This window comes from Loktanella sp. Alg231-35, assembly GCF_900143545.1.
GTDB lineage: Bacteria > Pseudomonadota > Alphaproteobacteria > Rhodobacterales > Rhodobacteraceae > Yoonia.
The window spans coordinates 161,534-184,831 of sequence record NZ_FREV01000008.1; the positions used below are offsets into that span (position 1 = coordinate 161,534).

Annotated in this window: 24 protein-coding genes; 15 read left to right on the plus strand and 9 right to left on the minus strand. The window is 56.3% G+C overall.

The window, feature by feature from the left end; translation table 11 throughout:
- Window positions 1-122: 122 nt before the first annotated feature.
- Window positions 123-1,061, minus strand: a complete 939-nt coding sequence (locus tag DHN10_RS17700; RefSeq protein WP_108816681.1) for a tyrosine-type recombinase/integrase — start codon at window positions 1,059-1,061, stop codon at window positions 123-125.
- 393 nt (window positions 1,062-1,454) lie between these two features.
- Here DHN10_RS17700 and DHN10_RS17705 point away from each other — a divergent pair, with 393 nt between their 5' ends.
- Both DHN10_RS17705 and DHN10_RS19805 read left to right on the plus strand, forming a co-directional pair.
- Complete coding sequence (locus DHN10_RS17705; protein ID WP_159087065.1) at window positions 1,455-3,434, plus strand: UPF0149 family protein; 1,980 nt, start codon at window positions 1,455-1,457, stop codon at window positions 3,432-3,434.
- A 46-nt stretch (window positions 3,435-3,480) separates the two neighbouring features.
- Window positions 3,481-3,753: a hypothetical protein gene (locus tag DHN10_RS19805; protein WP_159087066.1), complete on the plus strand. Its 273-nt coding sequence runs from the start codon at window positions 3,481-3,483 to the stop codon at window positions 3,751-3,753.
- A gap of 64 nt (window positions 3,754-3,817) precedes the next feature.
- Here the strand turns inward: DHN10_RS19805 and DHN10_RS17710 are convergent, their stop codons facing one another.
- Window positions 3,818-4,702 carry a LysR substrate-binding domain-containing protein gene (locus tag DHN10_RS17710; RefSeq protein WP_108816683.1) on the minus strand — a complete coding sequence of 295 codons (885 nt, stop codon included), beginning with the start codon at window positions 4,700-4,702 and terminating at the stop codon, window positions 3,818-3,820.
- Window positions 4,703-4,854: 152 nt separating this feature from the next.
- Here DHN10_RS17710 and DHN10_RS17715 point away from each other — a divergent pair, with 152 nt between their 5' ends.
- Window positions 4,855-6,066 (plus strand): aminomethyltransferase family protein, encoded by a 1,212-nt coding sequence (locus DHN10_RS17715; protein WP_108816684.1) that lies wholly within the window; start codon window positions 4,855-4,857, stop codon window positions 6,064-6,066.
- Window positions 6,067-6,074: 8 nt separating this feature from the next.
- Here the strand turns inward: DHN10_RS17715 and DHN10_RS17720 are convergent, their stop codons facing one another.
- From DHN10_RS17720 to DHN10_RS17745, 6 genes are read right to left on the minus strand one after another with little or no spacing between them, the layout of a single operon-like run.
- Entirely contained in the window at window positions 6,075-6,950 is an 876-nt protein-coding gene (locus DHN10_RS17720; RefSeq protein ID WP_159087067.1) for an alpha/beta fold hydrolase, read from the minus strand.
- A gap of 5 nt (window positions 6,951-6,955) precedes the next feature.
- On the minus strand, window positions 6,956-7,771 hold the full coding sequence (locus DHN10_RS17725; RefSeq protein ID WP_108816686.1) for an SDR family oxidoreductase: 816 nt from the start codon (window positions 7,769-7,771) through the stop codon (window positions 6,956-6,958).
- Between the two features lie 22 nt (window positions 7,772-7,793).
- Complete coding sequence (locus DHN10_RS17730; RefSeq protein ID WP_373444402.1) at window positions 7,794-9,074, minus strand: TRAP transporter large permease; 1,281 nt, start codon at window positions 9,072-9,074, stop codon at window positions 7,794-7,796.
- Window positions 9,074-9,655 (minus strand): TRAP transporter small permease subunit, encoded by a 582-nt coding sequence (locus tag DHN10_RS17735; protein WP_108816687.1) that lies wholly within the window; start codon window positions 9,653-9,655, stop codon window positions 9,074-9,076. The genes DHN10_RS17730 and DHN10_RS17735 overlap by 1 nt, the downstream gene beginning before the upstream one ends.
- Window positions 9,656-9,712: 57 nt before the next feature.
- Complete coding sequence (locus DHN10_RS17740; protein ID WP_108816688.1) at window positions 9,713-10,762, minus strand: TRAP transporter substrate-binding protein; 1,050 nt, start codon at window positions 10,760-10,762, stop codon at window positions 9,713-9,715.
- 41 nt (window positions 10,763-10,803) lie between these two features.
- Window positions 10,804-11,676, minus strand: coding sequence for a crotonase/enoyl-CoA hydratase family protein (locus DHN10_RS17745; protein ID WP_108816689.1), 873 nt, complete (start codon window positions 11,674-11,676; stop codon window positions 10,804-10,806).
- 102 nt (window positions 11,677-11,778) lie between these two features.
- Here DHN10_RS17745 and DHN10_RS17750 point away from each other — a divergent pair, with 102 nt between their 5' ends.
- The 3 genes from DHN10_RS17750 to DHN10_RS17760 all read left to right on the plus strand — a co-directional run bounded on the left by DHN10_RS17750 (window position 11,779) and on the right by DHN10_RS17760 (window position 16,674).
- Window positions 11,779-12,687 carry a LysR family transcriptional regulator gene (locus DHN10_RS17750; protein WP_159087068.1) on the plus strand — a complete coding sequence of 303 codons (909 nt, stop codon included), beginning with the start codon at window positions 11,779-11,781 and terminating at the stop codon, window positions 12,685-12,687.
- Window positions 12,688-12,775: 88 nt separating this feature from the next.
- Window positions 12,776-14,395 (plus strand): class I adenylate-forming enzyme family protein, encoded by a 1,620-nt coding sequence (locus tag DHN10_RS17755; RefSeq protein ID WP_108816691.1) that lies wholly within the window; start codon window positions 12,776-12,778, stop codon window positions 14,393-14,395.
- An 8-nt stretch (window positions 14,396-14,403) separates the two neighbouring features.
- Complete coding sequence (locus tag DHN10_RS17760; protein WP_108816692.1) at window positions 14,404-16,674, plus strand: molybdopterin guanine dinucleotide-containing S/N-oxide reductase; 2,271 nt, start codon at window positions 14,404-14,406, stop codon at window positions 16,672-16,674.
- A 663-nt stretch (window positions 16,675-17,337) separates the two neighbouring features.
- Here the strand turns inward: DHN10_RS17760 and DHN10_RS17765 are convergent.
- Window positions 17,338-17,682, minus strand: coding sequence for an H-NS histone family protein (locus DHN10_RS17765; RefSeq protein WP_108816693.1), 345 nt, complete (start codon window positions 17,680-17,682; stop codon window positions 17,338-17,340).
- Between the two features lie 455 nt (window positions 17,683-18,137).
- On the opposite strand from DHN10_RS17765, the gene DHN10_RS17775 reads away from it, so the two are divergent.
- The 9 genes from DHN10_RS17775 to DHN10_RS17815 all read left to right on the plus strand — a co-directional run.
- On the plus strand, window positions 18,138-18,371 hold the full coding sequence (locus DHN10_RS17775) for a hypothetical protein (protein WP_108816695.1): 234 nt from the start codon (window positions 18,138-18,140) through the stop codon (window positions 18,369-18,371).
- A gap of 147 nt (window positions 18,372-18,518) precedes the next feature.
- A complete protein-coding gene (locus tag DHN10_RS17780; protein WP_159087069.1) occupies window positions 18,519-19,205 on the plus strand; it encodes a DUF736 family protein in 687 nt (228 codons plus the stop codon).
- Between the two features lie 121 nt (window positions 19,206-19,326).
- Window positions 19,327-19,650, plus strand: coding sequence for a hypothetical protein (locus tag DHN10_RS17785; RefSeq protein ID WP_108816697.1), 324 nt, complete (start codon window positions 19,327-19,329; stop codon window positions 19,648-19,650).
- On the plus strand, window positions 19,647-20,015 hold the full coding sequence (locus DHN10_RS17790; protein ID WP_108816698.1) for a DUF3768 domain-containing protein: 369 nt from the start codon (window positions 19,647-19,649) through the stop codon (window positions 20,013-20,015). Before DHN10_RS17785 ends, DHN10_RS17790 begins: the two co-directional genes overlap by 4 nt.
- Window positions 20,016-20,096: 81 nt before the next feature.
- Entirely contained in the window at window positions 20,097-20,552 is a 456-nt protein-coding gene (locus DHN10_RS17795; RefSeq protein ID WP_108816699.1) for a hypothetical protein, read from the plus strand.
- Window positions 20,549-20,935 (plus strand): hypothetical protein, encoded by a 387-nt coding sequence (locus tag DHN10_RS17800; RefSeq protein WP_108816700.1) that lies wholly within the window; start codon window positions 20,549-20,551, stop codon window positions 20,933-20,935. Before DHN10_RS17795 ends, DHN10_RS17800 begins: the two co-directional genes overlap by 4 nt.
- Window positions 20,928-21,572 (plus strand): antitoxin of toxin-antitoxin stability system, encoded by a 645-nt coding sequence (locus DHN10_RS17805; protein ID WP_108816701.1) that lies wholly within the window; start codon window positions 20,928-20,930, stop codon window positions 21,570-21,572. The genes DHN10_RS17800 and DHN10_RS17805 overlap by 8 nt, the downstream gene beginning before the upstream one ends.
- 86 nt (window positions 21,573-21,658) lie before the next feature.
- Window positions 21,659-22,327, plus strand: a complete 669-nt coding sequence (locus tag DHN10_RS17810) for an ArdC family protein (RefSeq protein ID WP_108816702.1) — start codon at window positions 21,659-21,661, stop codon at window positions 22,325-22,327.
- A 73-nt stretch (window positions 22,328-22,400) separates the two neighbouring features.
- The coding region (locus DHN10_RS17815) for a site-specific integrase (protein WP_234417180.1) at window positions 22,401-23,298 on the plus strand (898 nt) is incomplete at its 3' end.

Consider the following 23,298-nt stretch of genomic DNA (forward strand, 5'->3'; position numbering starts at 1 on the left):
GCACAAAATCATAATGGCCGAGTCGGGCTCTTCCCAGCCATTTGCCGCAATGAGCACGAACGGCCGCAATCCTGCTGGTTGTGCGGTCGCCGTTCTCAAATGGGTGCGATCAAATGCACTCTTCAGCGATCCACAGTTGCAAGAGTGTCAGCAGTGGCGACCGCAGAGCTCAATGAGTTGTCGGACACTTTGGTGTAGATCTCTGTGGTTGCGATGCTGGCGTGTCCTAACAGCCTTTGAACTAGACGGATATCGACACCTTCCTCAATAAGCAGGGTAGCTGCGGAATGTCGGAACCGGTGGGGAGTCAAGTGCGGCTCTATCCGAAGAGAACGCGAGAGCGTTCTAAGTCGCTTGCGATAAGCCTGAGGCGTTAAGCGGTCTCCATTTGTGTTGGCAAACAGCCACGCCTTCGAACCTTTAGTGTCAAACATAGTCTGCCAATAGTGACGGAAATCCTGCTGCAGCCGGTCATTGGCGACATAGACTGTTCGCTCTCGATCTCCTTTTACGCGAACCCTTATTCGAGTCGCGGCCCCAGTCACGTCTAGCACCCGCAGCGCTGTCAGCTCGCTAATTCTGAGCCCGGTGACCACGAGGAGTCGAGCGATAAGTCCGGTTACTTGGGTTGCAGAGATATCGATGAGGCCCTGGGGTTCCGCGATGGGGTCAAGTTCAATGATGTGTTCAGCTGACTGGAACAATGCGTTGAGTGTCGGGCGATCGATGGGCCGCGGGAGACGTTTGGGTATCTTCAAATCCAACCGCAGCCCTTCGAACGGGGAGCGTTCTTCAGGGCAAAGGTTTTCGAGCCAATTGTAGTATGATCTGAGCGTGACAAGTCGCCGTCGGATAGTAGACGGGTTGGCGCTTTGCACCTCCCGCAGGTCCCTTTGAAACGCAATAACGTCCTGCCCAGTGGGCTGATCGGTTTGTCCGACCTTGGTTCTGAATTTAACAAATGCTGATAGATCTTGCCGGTAGGCTCTTAGGCTGTGTTTGCTTAGCCCGAGTTGTTCATGGCAATACTCTTCAAATTCCTGGATCTTGATTTTGGTCATGCGCCCTCATCATTGATTTGGGGCCGCTATCAGTCACCGACAGCTTCCAACCCCATCTAAGGCGCACAGGAATCTACGAAATTTGGTTTGGCAACAGCCAGATATGGGCCAGGCTGGCCACAAAGGAATGGTGACTTAGAAGACTTGCAACTGCAAGCTGACTGGAGTTTTTAACCCAAACGGTGACCTTTTTCGCTGCGGTAGCGATAATTCTCGGTTATCGTTACTCCGGCTGGCTGATCCTGGCGCTGCGAAGGGTAACGCGGTTTTTTCCCTCCTGATCTCTGGATCGACTTTAACCTTTTGGACGGATTGTTTAGCGTCTTTGGCATGACGCGAGTGGTGTTGGATACGTGCCTTCAGCAGCGACCGAACGGGGATAGCGTGCGCGCCGTGTCCCGCTGGGTGGAGGCGTGGAGTGGGCGGATTGCGGGCGATGCTGACGCGGTGTCCGGGCTTTTGGCAGAGATGAGCCGGGATGTTCCGGAAAGTCTGCTTGAGCTCTTCACCACCACGCTCGACAGCTTGCGGATGAATTTGGAGAACGCCGAGAAAGACGCGGAGCGCATCTTTGCCTTGGTGCAGGATTGGACTGATAAGGTGGCTTTCGGTTTTGAGACGCCGCAGAAAATGGCTCTGTGCCAGGCTTTCATCCGTGCGGGGTTGCAACCCCCAGATGCAATCAGGGTGGGAGTGGATGATGACGATTTTGAAGGTCTCATCTCGGTCGCTGATGTGCCTGATATCGCGGCGCTGGTACGTGAATTGATCCCCGAGGATGTCGCCGGCTACCCGGCCTCTATGATCTTGCGTGAGGCGATTGGAGCGATGCCGCAAGACGCGGCGATGGCGTTTGTGCATCAGATGATCGTGCAGGCGGTGCCGGAATTGGTTGCGATGGGGCGGTATTTTCTGCTGGATGCACAGGAGGATATGCGCCTCGCGGCCGCGGCGGGGTTTGTGGATTTGGCGCAAGCCGGCGATGTCGATGCTGCGTTACTTGCCGACCTGATCCGCCTGCGCAAATGGCTGCCCGACAGCGCGCCGCGTCTCAAGCTGGATCAGGCGATCAAGGAGGCTCTGCGCCGCGAAGCCAGTGGCGGGTCGGCCCCCAGGCCTTGGCGTATGCACCGGGTGTTGGCATCCCTGCCGGACGGTACCGGCAGTCAGAGTATTGCCGCCAATGTCAGTCGCGGAAGCGAAAAATGCATCGCAATGCTGATGTTAAAGGCCGGTCACGGGATCAAAGACACCTACGCGATCCCCTGTTCCAGCGCCACGGAGCAGCGCGCGATGCTGGCCGAGATCGAAAGCAATGTGGCGCTCTATGAGGTACCCGCAGACTATCTGCCGGTTGCACTGGCCCAAGCCCTTGGGGAGACGCTGCCGCCCGCGCCAGGGTTTCTGGATGTTTCCGAGATGCTGGGGCAGGGGGAGATCACACCAGCCGATCCCCTGCCGCCCGTCGAGATCGCCGATCCGGATGGCCTTGTAACCACATTGTCGGCACAAAAGCGCGGCCGGTTGATCGGTCAAAGCCTGCAATGGGCGGGTGACTTTGACATGGCGCAGAGCTGGTTTGTGACCAACGCCTCCCTGTCCGATGCGTTGGATGCCGCGCGGACAGAGCAACAGGCCGAAAGAGCGGTATGGAACGAACTGGAGTTGCAGCGCAACGACTGGTCCATGCTCTTTGCCCGCGCCGCCGCCGTTTTGCGCCATGCGGATCACGATGAATGGCGCGCTTTTGCTGCGGTCGTCCACGCGGTGGAGACGGGGCGGGCGCTCAAGAAAACCCCAATCTTCGAGATGATCGCAGCGCTCACCCTCGATTTGGCAGAGCAAGAGGGGTTTGACGCATTGGTGCCCGACCCGATGGAAGACGAGGTCTTTGATGATGATATCGTGCCCGAGGGCAAAGGCGAGTTGGCGCGGTTGCTCAAAGGCACCACGCTCAGCCCGGACAGTATTGATGGCTACCTGACCGGCATTCTGGTCGCACCAGAGTTCACCACGCCGCCAGACTGGCTGCCGCCGCTTCTGGGCGAGATCAGTTTTGCAGGCGAGGGCAGCGTCCAGCGGGTGTTGGACATTCTCATGCTCCGCTATGGGACAATCCGGGATGCTCTGATGGTGGATGATTTTGGGGCTGATCTCCGCAAGTATGGCAAGCGCCAGTTTGCCAATTGGCTGGACGGGTTCGCGCAGGCCGGCGCGTTGCCGGATGCTTGGCCCAAACGCGCGTTGTCAGCTGATGATCGCAATATCTTACGTCGGATCCGGGACGGAGCGGAGCAGCCGGATGCGCAAACAACCCTAAAACCGCTCTTGCCTGCATGGCTCCAGTTGATGGCCGCACGGGCGTTTGGCTGAGTTCTGCGCGTGTCCCGCCTCTTTATGTTAAGGTGTGGTCCAGCGAATGGCACTGCTCACCAAACCGGGCATTCGTGACGAACGCAGAGAATGTGTCGAAAGAGCCCATTGCAGAAGTGTCAAAATTTCGCTGCAGGCGCGCGCAGCAGAGATTTTTTCGAAGCGGCGAAAGGTTTTATACTGCCTGGCGGCGGAAACAGCAGCCGTTCATGCAACGCGCAGCAAATCTGAATCCATGAATTCGAAAATTGCGGAACAATCCCGCCTTTTGCTTATGCCTCTATTGCGGACGCAGAAACCTTTCGCAAATGCGGTATGAAACACGCGGCGACGCGGCAGATTTCTCCAAACCGGCCGTTCATGAGCTGAACGTGCACCGGATTTCAGGCCCGCCTCTCGCTGCGATCATTTTCAGCCCGCAACCAGTTCAAAAATGCCTCCGCACCCTGAGACATCGGCCGATCCGTGAAAATGACAAAGTACCCCGCGTTTTCAACCCTGACATCGGACAAGCGGACAAGCGTGCCGTCGTCAATTTCTGGCGCGATCAGATCATCCCAAAGCGCCAGCCCCTGACCATCCACCACCGCCTGAACGCGGCTGTTGGAGTCCGGGATCGTCAGGCTGGATCGGCTGGGGGCGTAAGGTAGCCCTGCTGCTGCGTGCCAGGCCCTCCACCCCGCATCGCCGGAGCTGTCACCCAAGAGCGGAAGCTGCCTGACCGCTTCGGCCAATCCAAGCTGCCTTACCTGCTCAGCAACTGCACGGCTGGCGGTTGGCACAGCAGGCAGGGACAGAAGAAGTTCGCTCTTGTGACCCTCCCAGCCGTCAATTCCCCAGAGGATTGCCATGTCGACTTTGACCGATCTCATCATGTCGACGGAATTGATCGGTTCGATCCGCAGGCTGATACCGGGATTGGCCTCAAAAAAGCGGGTGAGCCTTGGCGACAGCCAGCGTGACGAGAAGTAGGTCAGTGCGCCAACGGTCACGGCACCTGAGACAGTGCCACGCAGGTCTTCGATTTCACGGTCGATCTGGCTCAGGGCCGTTTGGGACACATGCCACAATCTGCGCCCTTCTTCGGTCATTTCCAGTTTTGCGTGCGCGCGCTCGAACAGTCGAAACCCGAGCTCGGCTTCGAGCTTGTTGATTTGGTAACTGATCGAGCCTTTCGATTGATGCACCTCGTCCGCCGCCTTGGTCATCGACAGACTGCGGGCAACGGCATCAAAGGTCTTGAGGGAATCATAAGAACGAAAGCGCATTGTTATTGTCTAATTTTTTCGAACGACTTGTGCAAATCATTAGATTTGCGCCAAGCCCACATGACCGAATATCCCAAACTTAATGCGTGGCATCCATCTGTCCTTGTCGAAGATCACCCGCAGGCGTCTAACAAATCTAAACGGTGAATATCATGACAACTGACCTCACTAACTTCCGCTTCGTTGCTAAGGCGCTCCCCAATCAAGGGACGCGTCCGCGCGAGCTTGCCCGCACCATGCCTGCCCATCCGCTAAGCTACATGGAACTGCCCTATGATCCCGAATACACGCTCTACAACTCGCGCCTGACGCCGGAAAAACTCGACACCGCCACAGATGACGAGATGTATTGGGCCGTGCGCACCAACGTCATTTTCCGCCACACCGGAGAATTGCCGATCGAGATTAGCGGGCCGGACGCCGAAACCTTGCTGAACAAAGTGTTCACCCGCAGCGTCAGCAAGGTGAAGCCGGGGCGCTGTTCCTATCAGTTCGCCTGCTATCACGATGGCGGCATGATCACCGATGGGGTGCTGCTGCGGCTTGCGGAAGACAGGTTCTGGATGGCGCAGGCCGACGGCGACCTGTTCAGTTGGTACAAGGCACACGCCGAAGGGCTGGACGTGAAAATCCACAACCCGGATGTCTGGGTCAGCCAGATTCAGGGTCCTCGCTCGCTGGAACTGCTGGCAGCTGTGCTTGACGGACCGATGCCCGATCCTTTCCGCTACTTTGATTGCACCGAGGTTTCCATCGCAGGCCAGACCTGCTGGATCAGCCGCTCGGGCTTCACCAATGAACTGGGCTGGGAAGTCTACATGTTACCCGACACTGACATCCCCGCCATCGGTGACAAGATCATGGAGGTTGGCGCGGACTTCGGCATTCTGCTGACCGGAACGCCAGTGTTCAGGGCGCGGCGGATCGAGGCCGGGTTGCTCAATGCCGGGTCGGATTTCGGGGCAGACACCACGCCGTTCGACGCAGGGCTTGGCGGTTTTGTCGAATTTGACGACCGTGACTTTGTTGGCCACAAAGCGCTGGAGGTCGCCGATAAATCCTGCCGCACCTGGGGCATGCGAGTCACCGGCGGCGTGGCGCAACTTGGACACGTCATGACCATCGATGGCAAAGAGGTCGGTCGGGTCTGCTCCTCGGGCTATTCGCCCTATCAGGGCTGCGGTGTCTGCATTGTGCGCATGGACGACCCTGCGCGGGGTCCCGGCACAAAGGTGGAGGTGCTTTGCGCTGATGGGTCCACCCAGAGCGGTGAGCTCTGCACCCTGCCGATGTATGACGCAGACCGCCTGATACCACGCGGCAAGCTGGTGGACATCCCAACCAAACCCATTGCCGCAGAATGACTTGGCAACTAGGCTGCGTTCGCAAGGAACCCTGCGAGTGCAGCCGCGGCCACTGACGCGCGTTCAGCATGAAGGAAATGTCCGCATTCATGGAAGATTTGAAGCTGAGCCTTTGGAATAGCTTGCGCCATGGCATTGATTTCAGCGGTTTTCACCAAGCGATCTTCCTGCGATGCAAGGATCAATGTCGGGACTTGAAGCGCTGCCAACTTTGCGCTCAGGTCCAGTTTTGAACATGCAGTGAAATCTTTCAGCAGAACGTTTCCTCCGGCAGACATCATCCTTTGCTGTGTGGTCTTCACGAAGTGTTCTGGCGTTGATTTGTGCCAGCAAGAGCGGGCGATGGCGGCGACGGTATCTTCGGTTTGGTTCTGCAACCCCTTCAGCAATTCGGGTGTGACTGGCATTCGCGCCGCCCCGGCGATCAGGCATAGTGAGGAAATCCGCTTGCTAGATTGCAACGCGGCTGACAAGACAACGCCGACACCCATTGAGTGCCCCACCAGACAGACGTTTTCCAGATTGAGCGCCTGCAGGAAACCGGTGACTGCGCGGCTATGGCCAGTGATATCAGGCAAGCTTAGGCCACCCGAGCCACCATGGCCCGGAAGATCAATCGCAATCACGGGATGCGCGTGCAGCGCTTGCCCCCCTTGACCGGGCAGAACAGCCGTCGACGACGGAAGGCCAAACGGGGCAGTCGCCTCGGCCACACTCCGCCAAGATTGCGGCCAGTCGAGTTTGGACCCTCCGGCACCGTGCACCAGAACAAGTGTGGGCCGCTCCGGCGTCACTGCAATTCCGTTGGTGCTAAAGCAGATTTTTTGCCCGCCGATGCTGACTTTTTGGTTGGCGTATGTCTCAAAGCGAGGGTGAGGCGTCATAACGATCACACCAGCTTGTGCATGGCTTCCAGATCTGTGGACCCGATCTCGTCTACAATTTTGCTGCGCAGTTTTCGCATCGCGCCCAGCCATTTGTCGTAGTTGGCAGACTTGAATTGGATGAATTGCGCGACATCCGCGTGCGGCAAAATCAGGAAGCTTTCCTGCGCAACACCCTCAACCACGGTTTCTGCAAGTGCTTCTGGTGTGATCACACCCGGCAGATCGCTTGATGCGCCTTTATCGGCATACCCCAGCATCGGGGTTGCCACATATTGCGGACAAATGACCGAAACCTTGATCCCGTCACCGCCATGGGTGATCGCGACGGATTCAGCGAACCCTAAGGCAGCATGTTTGGTTGCAGAATAAGCCGCATCACCGATTTGGCTCAGCAACCCGGCAGCCGAAGACATCTGCAACAGATAGCCGCTCCCGCGTTCGATCATGCCTGGCAGAACCGCGCGGGCGGCATAGACATGCGCCATCACATGAACGTCCCAGCAAAGGCCCCAGGTGTCATTGCTGGCCGAGGCTGAATGTGATGGCTCGCCTAAACACACACCCGCGTTTGAGCAGAACATATCCACCGGGCCAAAGTGCTGCTCTGCCTGCTGAACCAACGCCTGCACATCGGCCTCCTTGGTGACGTCGCATGCCACAGCCAAACCATCAATCACGGCCGCGGTTGCACGAGCCGCACCTTCGTCCAGATCGGCGACAACAACCTTTGCACCCTCCTTGGCGAACCGAGTGGTTAAGGCCGCACCAATGCCGCGTGCACCGCCGGTGATAATGATCGTCTTATTCTTAAGATCCATGGGACTTTCCTATCGCAAATTTTTACAGAAGAGATGGCAGCCACAGCGCCATCGAGGGAAATGCAATCACAAGGCCAATCATCACGAACATGGCGAAAACGAACGGGATCGCCCCTTTGATTACGTCTTTGATTGGTCCGCTTTGGCGGATGGATTGCACAACATAGAGGTTCAGCCCAATAGGCGGTGTGATCAAAGCGGTTTCCAGCAGCAACATCAGCACCACACCGAACCAGATCGGATCGTACCCAAGGGCGACGATCACCGGCACGACAATGGGGGTCGTTGTGATCAACATGGACAGGCTCTCCATGAAACACCCCATCACTAGATAGATGGCGATAATGATCAACAACACCTGAAACGGGGACAGGCCCAGGCCTTCGATAAAGCTTTGGAATGCGGCCGCGAGGCCGATGACGGCAAGCACGAAGTTCAAGAAGGCCGCTGCCAGAATGATCAGCATGATCATCGCTGTTGTCCGCATGGTGCCTTCGAATGATTTCAGAAGCATATCCCGTGTCAGCTTGCCGTTTTTCCACGACAGCAAGAGTGCCGCAAGAACGCCCAGAGAGGCACTTTCCGTCGGCGTCGCCCAACCCGCATAAATGGAGCCGATGACCACAATGAAAATGAACAAAGGTTGCAACAGATTTGGCAGGCTCGCGAAACGCTCAGACCACGAAATTGAGATCTTTTCGCCGCCCCAGCCTTTGTTGGCGAGGCAGAGAAGGACGATGGTAAGACTGTAGAGCCCCGCCAAAACCAGCCCCGGTAAGATTCCCGCGAGGTAAAGCTTGGGCACGGATGTATTGGTCAAAAGCCCGTAGATGATCAGGCCAACGGAAGGCGGTATCAGAATGCCAAGTGTCCCACCGGCGGCAAGCGAGCCAAGAAACAGGGGTGTGTGATAGCCGCGCTTGTCGATCTGCGGCACCGCAACCGTCCCAACGGTGGCCGCCGTGGCAACGGAAGACCCAGAGGTCGCCGCAAAGATAGCGCTGGAACCGATATTGGAATGCATTAGCCCGCCCGGCAGCCATGACAGCCATTTTGCCATCGCATCATACATCTTTTCAGCGATGTCCGAGCGCAGCATGATCTCGCCCAGCATAACAAACATGGGCACCGCAACGAGCAGAAATTCGATCGAGTTTTCCCACATCATGTCACCAATGGCGCGACGCAAAGGCATGATGGAAAAGCTCTCGTCCAGCACCACGCCCAACAGGCCAAGTGCTGCAGCAACCGGAATTGCAAGGAAGATGAACAGAAGTAGAAGTGAGAAAGTGACGATAAGGATCATGATTTGCCCTCCGTCTCGACCAGCTCCGCTTTGATTTCGCCTTCGATGCCTTCGGAACCGATAAGCTCAGAGACTGCATCCCAGTTGCGGCGCAGGACATTGCCTGTAACACGAAGCGCAATCAAAACCCACATCGCCAATGCAAGCCCGATCCCGCTGATCCAGACAATCTGAGGAATAGATAGCGGTGTGCGTAGGGGCGTGACCGAGATACGGCCGGTTTCAACAGTCCCTTTGACCAATTCAAACCCGTACCAGCCAATAAGTGCGAACAGCGCGCCAAGTGCGAGAAAGCTGAGAATGTCCAATGCAATACACAAAGGGCGCGGCATCAGATTATAGACAACGTCGATCCGCACATTTCCTTTCTTTCTGATCACGGCGGCGTAGGACCAGGCCGTAGCTGCCGCGAAGACATAGCCTGAAATTTCATCCGCGCCCCCAAGCGACGAGTTAAAAAGCTTACGCATGATGACTTCCAATCCAACCATGAAAGCTGTCATCAAAAGGGCCGCCCCTGCGACCCAAACGGCAATTTCTGAGACACGGTCAAGCGCGCCTTGTGTTCGGATCAACATGGTAAACCCCCTGCAAAGTTGGATGGCGGCACCAGCATGCCAGTGCCGCCAAGCGCGTTACTGAATGGATAGACCGTTGGCCGCGCCGATCGTGGCGTTCCACGGGCCTGCGCAGTCCGCGTCGCCGCAGCGCTCGAGCCAGCCTGGGAAGACATGGCTTTGCAGGATCCCTTTGGCCTGCGCGCTATCTTCTTCGGTCATCGGGATAAGGCTCATGCCGACGGCATCACCTTTGGAACAACCCGCGTCATCACCCGTCAGACAGGCCAACCCCTCGTTTTCTTCGGTGACATAGTTCGTCCAGGTCGTGTCTTCCCAATTGCTGATCTGCTCGGCCAGTGCGGCGCGAGATGCGTCATCAATGCTCTGCCATTTGGAAAGGTTCGCGTAGAGCCCCGCCATGCCCATGTTAATCGGCAGTTCGCCAACATAGTTGATCACCTCGTGCCAGCTAGCGTCATAGGCTGGGATCGCACCAGTGACCGCGCAATCGACGACGCCGTTCTGAATGGCAGGAACAACTTCACCGAATGCAATCGTCACGTTCGTCGCCCCTGCGCCGGACAAGAAGTCTGCGTGGGTGGCGCTTGAAGTTCTGATCTTACGGCCTTCAAGTCCGGCCAAGCCATCGAACTCGTCCTTGCAGAACACGAACTGGCGACCAAAGGGGTAATGCGCCAGCATGATCAGGTTCTGCTCCGCCAGACGTGCATTGATCACGTCGCGGTATGCATCGGCGTTCGCACGTGCGCTGGCCATATCGGTTGCGACACCAGCAAGATCGATGCCTTCCATCTCGGGCGTCGATCCGGTGACATAGGCAACAACCATGTTGCCCATATCGAACACACCGTTTTGTAGCAAGTTGAGCGTCTCGTACCCTTTCAAGCCCATGACAGAGATGGAGACGATTTCGCCGCTCATCTGACCTTCGGTGTTTGCAGACAAGGTTTCGGTCCAGAACGGCGCTTCGTAGTTTTTGAACTGGCTGAGACTACTCCAGGTCCCAAGCACCTTAAACTGGTGCGGCTGGATGTCGTCTGCCTCTGCCGTTCCAGCGGCGACTGCAAGACTTAGCCCTGCGATGGTGGCGAGTGATTTCAACATAAGTTTCCTCCCTAGGATGTGTTGAATATGTGCCGCTGCGGTTATTCCGAGCGGTCGTTGATGGGTGTGTTGGTGGTCCAGTCAAAACGGCCCGTGTCGCGTTCCTGAACGGCCTGTTTCCAGCCGACCGCCTCGACGCGGGCCTTGAAATTCATCCCTTCGGGCGAATGGCGGGTGATCCCGTCAAAGACGGTGGCCAATCTTTGGGTCTGGTTGATCTTTTCTTCCACAGCCGCGTTGATCACCATCTTCTGCATCGCCAGCTGGTTGATCGGAACGCTCGCCATTCGCTGCGCCAGCGCCTCGACCTCGGCATCCAATTGCGCATCTGGCACGGATTTCAGCACCAGCCCCATCTCGGCAGCCTCAATCCCGGTGATCTTGTCGCCCGTAAACATCATGCGCTTGGCTTTTTCCGGCCCCAACCGATGCACCCACATCGCCGTCGTCGGGCAGCCCCAAACACGGGTGGGCATGTAGCCGATCTGCGCTGTGTCTCCCATAATCGTAAGATCCGCGCAGAGCGCGATGTCTGACCCGCCAGCAACGGCGAAACCATGCACCTTGCAGATAACTGGTTTCATCGCTCGAAAGAGAGACATGAAGGCCTGCGTATTGGCCCACATAAACTGGAAATCCTGCATCGGATCCCAAGGCATCTCCTGCACAACCTGATTTGTGCCCTTGCCTTCGGCGTAATGCGCCAGGTCATAGCCCGAACAGAACGCTTTGCCCGCACCCGACAAGACCACCACATGCACGTCCCTGTCGGCATCCGCTTGCGCCACCGCCGCAGCCAACTCGCCGGGCAAGTCATCGTCGATGGCATTCATCACCTCGGGACGGTTCAGGGTGATCCGACCAATGCGGCCGTCTTTCTCGTAAAGAACTTTTGGCAAGGTGCGTTGCTCCAGTTGTGACTCTCGGTTCGCTGACCGGTTATGGGAGCATGGTTGGCAAACCTGATATTTTCCATTATTAGTTTTCTATGTTTTGATAACTTTGGAATATCAATAATGCTACCAACACTTCGCCAACTCCTCGTCTTCAAAACCGTAGTTGAGCAAGGCAGTTTTCGAAAAAGCGCTGACGTCCTGAACACATCCCAGCCAGCGCTGTCGAACTCTGTTAAGGCGCTGGAGGATGTTTTGGGAACGTCGGTGTTCTTCCGAACAACACGATCTGTGGAACTGACTGCGGCTGGCACCGCGCTTTATGCGCGCATCGATCAGATTTTTGAGATGGTTGAGACTGCCACATTGGAAGCCCGCGATGCGGCAGACGGCAAAGGCGGCAGGCTACGACTAAATTACGTGGATTTTGCGATCCTGGGTGGATTGCCCGATGTGCTGGAAAATTTTCGGTCGAAAAACCCGAAGATACAGATTGACATAGGTTTCGCCCGTACGCTTGAACAGATTGAAAAAATGCAGAAAGGCCAGATAGATATCGGGTTTATTTTTGACATGGACACGCCTATTCCGCCGGATTTCCGGCGATTGGTTTTCAGTGTTGAAGGACTTGCCGCTGTTGTGCCCAGAGCGCACCGGTTGGCCAAGAGGGCCACGCTGGAGCTGGAAGAGCTCAAAGGCGAACCCATCATTGCGGGCGACGCCAGATGGGAGCGGTATACGGATATGGTCAACGAGCATTGTATTGCCCGTGGCTTCTCGCTCGAGATTTCTCAGCGGGCTTACTTGCGCGACGAGATGCTGTCCCTCGTTCTGGGCGGCATGGGGGTTCTGATCTATCCCAATTGCATCATGAACGCCGCGCGCTTTGGTTTGCGGGCTATTCCGATCAGCGATGTTGGCGATGTTATCACGACCTCACTGATTTGGCGCAGCGACAGCGCGAACCCAATTGTAGCCCCGTTTGTCGACGCTGTGCGCAAGTCGTTGGGCAGCGACTTTGATGTAAAATAATTATCAATACATAGATTTTTGATATTTGAGAATTCGCGGCACGTTGCCTCTGATATTTCATGAGAACAATGAATAATCAGAGCCACAAATGTACAACTTACACCTCGAAAAAGCGTATTTCCCAGCTCAGTCAGACATGGATGCAATCGATGTGCCTATTGGCGAAGGCCTAAGGGAGGTCACAGCAAGCAACATCTACAAGCCGGCACTGACTGAGATCCGTCAAGATGGGTCTCGGGGACGCTCCTGGACATACGGCGCGCTTTGGGATGATTGCGAACGACTAGCGCTTGCTTTGAGTTCGCGTTTTACCAAGGGCGAAAAGATTGTGGTCTGGTCTCCAAACAGCCCTGAATGGGTTTTGATGGAATATGCCTGTGCGCTTGCCGGTCTGGTGCTTGTAACGGCCAACCCATCGCTGCAAGCCAAAGAACTTCGGTATGTACTCGAGCAGTCTGGCGCTGTTGGCCTGTTCCATGTTCAGGAATTCAGGGGCAACCCTATGACACAGATCGCCACGCTTGCCAGCGACGGCAATACGACCCTGCGGGAAGTAACTGATCTTGATGATCACGACGTTTTGTTCGCACGAGGCTCAAACGAGGCACGTCTTCCAGAAGTGTCGACCTCCGATCCGGCACAAATTCAATACACGTCAGGAACGACCGGGTTTCCAAAGGCAGCACTTTTATCCCATAGGGGGCTGTTGAACAATGCGCACTTCTATGCAAACCGCTGCGGCGTCACACAAAACAGCATCTGGATCAATATTATGCAGATGTTTCACACATCCGGCTGTGGGATGGTGACGCTGGGCGCAATGCAGGTAGGCGCGCATATGGTACTTGTCAGTTTGTTTGACGCGCCGCGCATCGTCGATCTACTTGAAAGCGAAAAGGCCGATGTCGTCTTAGGCGTTCCGACAATGGTGGTCGCCCTCCTTGAGGAACAGGAACTTAACCCACGTGATACAACTGCGCTGCGCGTGATCAGCTGCGGCGGTGCAAATGTCGCCGCGGATTTGGTACGACGGGTGAAGAAAGCGTTTGGATGCGGATTTTCGACCCTCTATGGCCAAACGGAGCACTGCCCAGTTATCACCCAGCACCACTTGGACGACAGCATTGATGATATCTGCAAGACGATTGGCCAGCCGATCCCGCGAACAGACGTGTCCATCCGACGTTTGAGCGACAATTCCTGCGCTGAGCTGAACGAGCCAGGTGAAATCTGCGCGCGCGGTCCGTGCACTATGCTTGAATATCACGACAACCCGAAAGCCACGCAGGCGACGATTGACGCAGATGGTTGGCTTCATACTGGTGATTTGGGCACAATGGACGATCGAGGCTATCTAAAGATCACCGGTCGGGTCAAAGAGATGATTATTCGTGGCGGAGAGAACCACTTCCCTGCGGAAATCGAGAATGCGATGCTAACACATCCAGAGATTCAAGAAGTCGCTGTGGTCGGTATCGCCGACGAGAAGTGGGGCGAGTTAATTGCGTGTTTCCTCCGGCCATCGGGCGATGCAACTTTGAGCGCGGCGGAACTGAAATCTCATTGCCGATCCGAATTGTCTCCACAAAAAACGCCAAATCTTTGGATTGAGGTCAAAAGCTTTCCGATGACCGGGTCCGGCAAGATCCAGAAATTCGCCTTGCGCGATATGTTCGAACGCGGTGAACTCACACCTTTAACGGCATAGGTGATCCAATGACGAAATCCGAACGGGATCTGCTCACAAGCACGCATTGGGGCACCTACCGGGTGGATGTTGAGAATGGTCGTGTCACCAACCTTCGTGGGTTTGAGCATGACCCAGATCCCTCGCCAATTGGGCCGGGGATAGTGGATGTGCTTGACGGCCCAACACGGATCACGGCCCCGATGGTGCGCAAGAGCTGGCTGGAAGGTGGCCCGGGCACGGCGGGTGACAAACGCGGGTCGGACGCATTCGTGGAGGTTACCTGGGAGGAAGCCAACCGGCTGGTCGCTGCAGAGCTTACCCGCGTGCGCTCTACCCATAGCAACCGCGCGATTTATGCCGGGTCTTACGGCTGGGCAAGTGCTGGGCGGTTTCACCACGCGCAAAGCCAACTCAAACGGTTTCTGAACTGTATCGGTGGATATACCGGTTCCAAAAACACGTATTCCTTCGCTGCGGCAGAGGTGCTCGTACCTCATGTCCTCGGCACCTTCCGCGGGCATTTGGATACAACCACAAGCTGGGAAAGTATTGCATCAGATTGCGAGCTCTTCGTGGCCTTTGGCGGCGTGCCTTTGAAGAATGGGCAGATCAGCCAAGGCGGCACCGGCGCACATGTACAAAAAGACGGGCTTCTGGCCGCGCATGAGGCAGGTGTTGACTTCGTAAATATCTCGCCACTGTGCTCGGACCTGCTTACCCAAATGGATGGAGATTGGCTACCCATTCGGCCCAATACGGACGTGGCGCTGATGCTGTCGCTGGCCCATGTGTTGCTCACCGAAGAACTGCACGATCAAGCGTTCCTTGACAACTATACCGTCGGTTTTGCGCGTTTTGCTGACTATCTGTTGGGCAAAACGGATGGCATTCCCAAATCACCTGAATGGGCCGCAGATATCTGCGAACTACCTGCCGACACCATCCGTGATTTGGCCCGTCGCATGGCGCGCAGCCGGACAATGATCTCAACCGCTTGGGCTTTGACACGTCAGGATCACGGCGAACAACCGTTTTGGGCGGCCATCGCACTTGCGGCGATGCTGGGGCAGATCGGCCTGCCGGGGACGGGCCTTGGGTTCGGCTATTCGGCGATGAACAACACCGGATTGAACCGCACGCCAATCAACTATGCGTCCTTTCCGCAAGGCCATAATCCTGTGCCGGATTTCATCCCCGTGGCGCGCGTGACAGACATGCTGGAGACCCCGGGCGGGAAATTCGACTATGACGGCGCGTCTTACGAGTATCCCGACATCCGGCTCGTCTGGTGGGCCGGTGGCAACCCCTTCCACCACCATCAGGATCTGAACCGTATGCGGCGGGCCTGGGCCAAGCCCGAGACCATCATCGCCAATGAATGGTGCTGGAACGCACTGGCCAAACATGCCGATATAGTGCTGCCCTGCACCACGCCACTGGAGCGCAGCGACATCGCACTGACGCCCAAAGACCCCTATCAAGTGGTGATGGACCGCGCCATCGAACCCGTGGGACAGGCGCGTGATGATCACGAAATCCTACGTGGCATTGCCGCTGAAATGGGGGTAGAAGAGGCGTTTACCGAAGGGCGCAGCCCGCAGGATTGGCAACGCTGGATCTGGGAGGTTTCGCGCCAACAGGCCGCAGGACAACGTGTTGAGCTGCCCGGTTGGGAGAGCTTGCAGCGCGACGGCTGGGTCAAGGTACCGGTGCCGGACAAGCCCACTGTCATGCTGCACGCTTTTCGCACCGACCCAGAGGCCAACCCGCTCGCCACACCGTCGGGCAGGATCGAAATCTTTTCGCAGACCATCGCAGACTTCGGCTATGACGATTGTCCCGGCCACCCCGCGTGGATGGAACCGACCGAATGGCTGGGCCGCGCAGCCCCGGATGACCTGCACATGATATCCAACCAGCCCCGCAACAAGCTGCACAGCCAGTTAGATCACGGCGCGGTCAGCCAGGCTGACCGGCCAAAGGGCGTTGAACCGATGACGATGCACCCGAGAGACGCTGCGGTGCGCGGGCTGATCGAAGGTCAGATTGTCAAAATTCACAACACCCGCGGCGCATGCCTTGCTGAACTGCGGATCAGCGACATGATCCGACCCGGCGTTATCCAGATTGCGACCGGCGCATGGCTCTATTCTGACGGCGACCTCTGCCGCCGTGGCAACCCGAACGTGCTGACCCGTGACAAAGGCACATCAAGACTGGCCCAGGGTCCCGTGGCGCATTCTTGCCTTGTCAAAGTAGAGACTATTGCAGGCAAAGTGCCTCAACAAAAAAGGTGAACTGAACGCTGAACAGCAAAACAAGACTTCAAAATTCGCGTGGGATGACCATAGTACTTGTCCGGCTGGGCGGACCTATTTGCATTGGCTGACGCGCGCCACAAGTAAAAAAGCTGTCCAAGTCAAATCGGACACGCGTCTCTCTTGTCCGGATATCATGCGGCGAAGTGCAGTTTGAATGGTGACGCCGAGACCGGCTGGGGATGACCGCTTCGACGATTTGAATTGCGACGCCGCATGAACGCCGCTGCATGTGTTGGCTAATGCTGCGTGAGCAATAGCTGCGCCAGCAAAGGCAACTTTTGTCCCGCATCTTTCCTGTTCGTAGCCATGGCAGCGAAAGTCTGCATTTATGACCGAACGATAATTTCCATTTAATGTTACCTGTGACTGCACTTCACTTCGTGTCCGAAGGATACCAAAAATCTCGGGCAGCCTTGTCTTGATGTAAAATCACCTGTCAAAGCAGTAGCGTAGAGATAGTGAGCGCACCTCTCTTAGTGGCGGGAAACACCAACTCAATCTCTGAGGATGAGCAGTATTTCACTAGGACCACCTCGGCTCGACGGGGTATATGACGAACATCGAGTGGCTGGCTTATCAACACTTGACCTAAGACAATCCTGAACCGTTCTTCATTGCTTACCGCAATGAACCCGGCATTCAGATCGCGAGATCGTCCGGTGACTTGCCTGCTTCCATTGCGGCCAGGAACCAATCGGGCCGCCGCCCTTTGCCGGTCCATGTCTGGGTTTTGTCGTCCGGATTGGCGTATTTGGGGCTACCGGGTTTCTTCGGTTTCCTGGCGATCTTTTTCTTTGGTCCTTCCTTTGGGCCAATACCCGGCGCAATCTCGGCGAGCGAGAACCCATGTGCCTTGGCCGCTTTCTCTGCTGCCGCCAATGCCGCCTTCATTTCGGTCTTGGAGACGCGCGCGAGCGCCTTGTCAATATCTGCGCTGAGCTTCTCGAGCTGCTTGCGCGTCATGGATTTGAGATCCGGTTTCATATGGGTGTCCCTTGTCATTGCTGGCCATACTACACCACATGGGCAAACCAGAGTGAACCACGCAAACGCGCCCCGGGAGAATGCACTGTGGAGCTGGTCTGCTGCCTATTTGGAGTTGGTGCGTCATGCGCCCAAGCGCCAGCGTCACAATCTCTACGCTGAAAAAGTTGATAAATGACGGCAGGACCGGCTAATCATACTCTATGTTCGGATGGATCATTGTCTTTTTCACGGGTGCCGCGTTCTTCTTTTTGCGGAAGTTCCCACGGTCCCAGCTGCATACGCGTCTGGGTTTTGGGAGTGTTTTCATTGCCGGATATTTAGGCGGAACCGAGATGTGGTTTGCAATCTTCATCAAGGTGATCACGGATATGACCAGCCTTCTTTCATGATTGCAAAACCGTGATATCATAATGCCAAGATCATTTGTGCACAGTGCTTTGGGGAGCCCAGATATGCCAAAAGAACTTGTCGTCGTGCCAGGCGCAGTTGCCAAGAGAACCATCATAACGGATGATGGACATGAATTTCCCATTTACGCGCCAATTGAACATCTTGGCCCGGTTGCAGTGAACCTGTGGCCGAAAGAATGGGTCAATGTCCGTACCCACTCCAGCGGTGTTCACATCTGCGCACAGGAAGAGGTTCCCGAAACCGACAGTGATTGGGAATCTGTCGTTTTTGGTTAGGGCAGAATGCCGTAGCTGGTGTGGTGTCTAGGGCAACGGTAGCACACGAAAGGAGAAAGGCGGCTCTGCCGAGGGCGATCCCACGGGATCGGAAAAGAGATCCGGCACAAACATGTGGATCAAAACCTCAAATCAAAGGACGCCAAAATGATCACCGGAACACTGAAACCCGTCGTAAAATCACCAAACTTCAAGCTGAGCATCGCAACATTGCTCTTCGACATCGCAGACCTGCGGGTCTTTCCCAACGCATACAAAAATGCTGACAACCACCCTGACTATCACATCGAGGCCCGGACACCCCGCGGCAATGCCCTGCGTGTCGGTTCGATGTGGAAAGCAGTGGGCGTAAACTCGGGCAACGATTACTACTCAATCACCATGACAGACCGCAACGGCAAGACATGGCGTATGAACGCCGTGCGCAACGACACAACGCCCAAAGGCGAATTCACAGTCGTTCCATTGGCCGGCGGCGAGACATCCCCAATCATGATTGGCGGCAACCTCGAGCTGACCGACGATGGGGCCCTGGCCGGTATCATCGAAAGCTATGATTTCTCCATGAACGTCGTGTTGATCCCCGTCGAAGACAAGCAGGAGGAAAAGCACCCGGATTTCCGCATGGAAGTCACGTCTCCATCCGGTCACATCATTCGGATCGGGTCCGCATGGAAAGCGGTTTCTGACCGTGGCAACGACTATTTCTCGCTGTCCTTCTACGCACCCACAGGGTCACGGCACCGCGCAAACGCCGTGCAGGGCGAGGGCGCGGAACCTGGCCAGTTCAACATCATCAAATTGGCCGAGCAGCCAATGCAAGACGCGGCCTAAGCGTCGCGCAATACCGGGGTCCAGTTCCCTCCCTGACAGGACCCCAACGCGCGGGCGTCATGCGAGAGCATGGCGCCCTTTTTCCTTTGGCACATCCATCACCACAACAAAGGAGACCACAATGGGACATATGCCCGAACCACGAACGCGTTTCAGTTTCATCAGTGACCCCAGCCACGGCTGGCTTTTGGTCACGCCCAGCGAATTGCGCGCTGTCGGTATTACCGAAGACGACATTACGCCCTATTCTTATCGTGACATCACGGGCGAAACGATCGCGCTGGAAGAAGATTGCGATGCCCATACGTTTCTGCGTGCCTGGGAAGCGAAGATCGGAAAACCGGCCGAGATCGAAGACGCTGTTGAAGGGCTCAAGCATATCCGGAGCTGGCCGCGTTTTGGAACGAAAGCGTCTGACGCGGTCGGGCACGGGACAGGCTCATGAGCGATGCCCCCCAAATTGATCACGGTGAGATTGCCCGGCAGAACGATGAATTCCGCCGCAGCTATGGTCAATCGCGCCGCATCCGTGGCCGCATTATGATGACGCCGGGCATGGCGGATCTTGATGCGATCACAATGCAGCGTATTCAGTTCGAGATTGTGCTGTTCGACAACTTCTCAGCGGACAATGACCCATATGGCGAACATGATTTTGGGGCATTCACCATCAAAGTGGACGGCGAAGATACCGTTATTTGGTTCAAGATTGATCTTTACGACCGGCAATATGCGGCGGGTTCCGAGAAGCCGGATGATCCAACGCAAACGCGGCGGGTCATGACGATCTTACTGCCCTCTGAATACTGATCCACGCCCTCACAAACAGCAATACGCGCGCGCCGCCTGCATATGCAGCGGGGCGCGTTTTTCATTTCAAGGAGATGCACAATGCAAGGAGAGATCACAGCAACGGTACAGTTGATCTACAGCTGCCCTGCGGAAAGCTCACTCTCGGCGCAGTCCGATCTTATCCAGGATGATGTCGCCCGGCTCATGGATGCGGACAGTACGACGGATGTGGCGCTGCAAGGACTGACCATCCAACACGTCCAATCGGAAGCGATGACATATGGGAATGTGGAGCCGAGGTCCGATACTGATTGGCAGTGCGATAGAATGAAGGATCTGTTGCAAGCTGCATATCCTGATGCCGAATGCATTGGCGATGCCCTCAGCTTCGTCCTTTGTGACCTGCGCCACTTGGCAGATCAGGAAAATCTGGCGTTCGGACTGTGGGACAAAAGCGCTTACCGCATCTATGCCGCCGAAAGCCGGGATGCAGCCCGCGAAAAGAAAAAGACAGCTTCAGAGGGTTCAGAAACTGATCATGGAGAAAGATCATGAACATCTGGATTGTCATCACCGACGACTGCAACGGGATCAGAGCACGCCCGTTTACCACCGGAGATCAGGCCGATGCCGCCGCATTGGCATGGTGTGCCGAAGATTGGCAGGGGCCCGCGCCATGCCCAGACAACTGGCGAGAGGCGTATAGAGCACTTGGGGATGTCGACGACGCCATCTGGATCGAAAAACATGCGGTCGACGTCACAAACGCACTTGCTGACCTGACAAAATCGGCGAAAGCACAATTGGCCGACCTTTTGCACCAAGTCTACCAGATGCAAGGCATCTTCAACGATGAAGATGGCAGCATTCAGCGCGCGGTTGAAGCTGCTGAAGCCTGGCTTGCATTGCCGGCAACCTATGAGACCAACGATGCCTGAGGTCATCCAAACCGTCGTTTACACCTACGATGAGCTTTCGCATGCCGCCCAGGAAACGGCAAAAGACTGGTACCGCAGCCTCGGGGGCCACGACGGGTGGTGGCAGTCAGTTTACGACGACTTCGCCCTGATCTGTGACTGCCTTGGCATCGCGCCAAAGACGCGCTCGGTGAAGCTGCATGGAGGGGGAACGATGAGCGAACCCTGCATTTGGTTTTCTGGTTTTTGGAACCAGGGCGATGGTGCATGTTTCGAAGGCAGATGGCGCTACACCCGTGGTGGTAGTCTCGCAATCCGTGCCCATGCGCCGCAAGATGAAACGCTTCATGAAATTGCCGATCGGCTGCAAGAGGTGCAACAGCGCAATTTCTATCAGCTTTTCGCCGATATCGGCCATGAAGGGCGGTATTGCGATGAATACGCAATGGTCATCACTGTAGAACGCGACAACGCGCATGCTCAGCCACCCACTGACGACGCGGAAGATACGGTAACGCTCGCGATGCGCGACCTTGCCCGATGGCTCTACAAGCAGCTTGAGGTGGAGCATGACCACATCACGTCGGAGAGCGAGATCGCGGCCGCCATCATTGCCAATGAATACACGTTCACCGTGAGTGGCCGCCGCTTCGGCTGACACCCATCACAATCAAACCAGACCGCAACAGGCGTCGCGCATCAGCGTGACGCCTCTTTTGTCTCAGCATATCGAAAGGAAAGATCATGAAGATCGACATCAAGGCTCACGTCACCGCCACAATCATCGCCCAGATCGAAGAGGGCACCCCGCCCTGGCGCAAGCCGTGGACAGGGGACACACCAGGGATTCCATTCCCGCGCAGGCACAACGGCGAGCAGTATCGCGGGATCAATGTCCTGATGCTTTGTGCCACGGCCAGCATCCATGGGTTTCAGTCATCCCATTGGATGACTTTCCGCCAGGCGCTTGAACTGGGCGGTTGCGTCCGGAAAGGCGAGAAAGCGACACGCTCGGTTTACTACGGCACATATGAGCGTGACGCCGAAAACACACAGACCGGAGAACCCGAAACCCGGCAAAGCCGTTTCGCGAAGGTCAACAACGTCTTCAATGCAGATCAGATCGAGGGTCTGCCCGAGGATTACTACATCCGCCCGGAGCCACCCCGCGATCTGGGGACCCAGAGTGACCCGGAGCTTGATGCGTTCTTTGCCGCAACCGGTGCGGAGATCATCACCAGCGATGAGCCACGGGCCTACTTCCACCCGGTCAAGGATATTATCCACATGCCGCCCATCGCGACGTTCTTTGAAGCGTCCAGATACTATGGGGTGCTCGGCCATGAGACCGTGCACTGGGTTTGCGGGCCAAAGCGTCTCGATACGCAGAAGGTCAAATGCAACAAACGCTAATATGCCTTTGACGAGTTGGTCGCCTTATCTTGACAGTCTGTACCATCCGTTTGTCTTCTGGTCTCATGGCCATTTGCGGGACGCAGGGGGTGGTCAGGCCAGCCGCCGCGCTCCCCACAAAGCTGGCGGTGGCTGGCCTGATCACCGCCGTAGGGTGATGTGCAAGGGTGAGGGTTTTTGGGATGGGCTTTTGGGACGCGAGATCAGGTTACTGGAGACCCGCGAAGCGGATGGACTAGACCGGCATATCCCAAGGATCGTGTCGGATGGTGAGCTTTATGATCCCGACCTGGATCGTTTTTTTGTTGAACTTCCGCTGAACGGGACCCGGTCGCCCCATTCATTGCGGGCGATCGGATACGACATTGTTGTTTGGGTCCGATTTTTGGATCAGGCATGCGGCAAGACGATCTGGCTGGTTTCACACGAAGACATCGTTGCTTTTCATGGTGCCCGGCGGCGCGGTGTCGCCTCTCATCGCATTTCGGGATCTTCGTGGAATCGCTCGGTGGCTTCGCTCGACAAGCTCTATCGGTGGGGCGTGGATCAAGGAATGATCGCTGACAGCCCCTTTCGGCACCGGCAGGTTTGGCGGAGAGGTTTTGGCGGTCGTCGCGCTGCTCATGAAGACCGCAATATGGCTTATGAGCCTTCATCGGAAGTGTTCCAGCCGCGTTTCGTATCGCTGGAGACCTATCGGCTGTTCAATCGGGTTGGCCTACGGGGTTTGACCCGGACAGGCCACGAACGCCCGGGTGCCCGGGATCGCAATGGGGTTCGCAATGCACTCTTCGCTGACGTGTTGGTGTCGACAGGATTGCGTCTGGAAGAGGCCGGATCGTTGCTGGCCCGCGAGCTGCCCAAGATGGGCACCGCTGATGGCTCACAGCGGCAAATCAGATTTGACCTGCCAACGCCCATTTCCAAAGGCAATCGTGGGCGAACGATTCTGTTGCCTCGACGTATTGTTG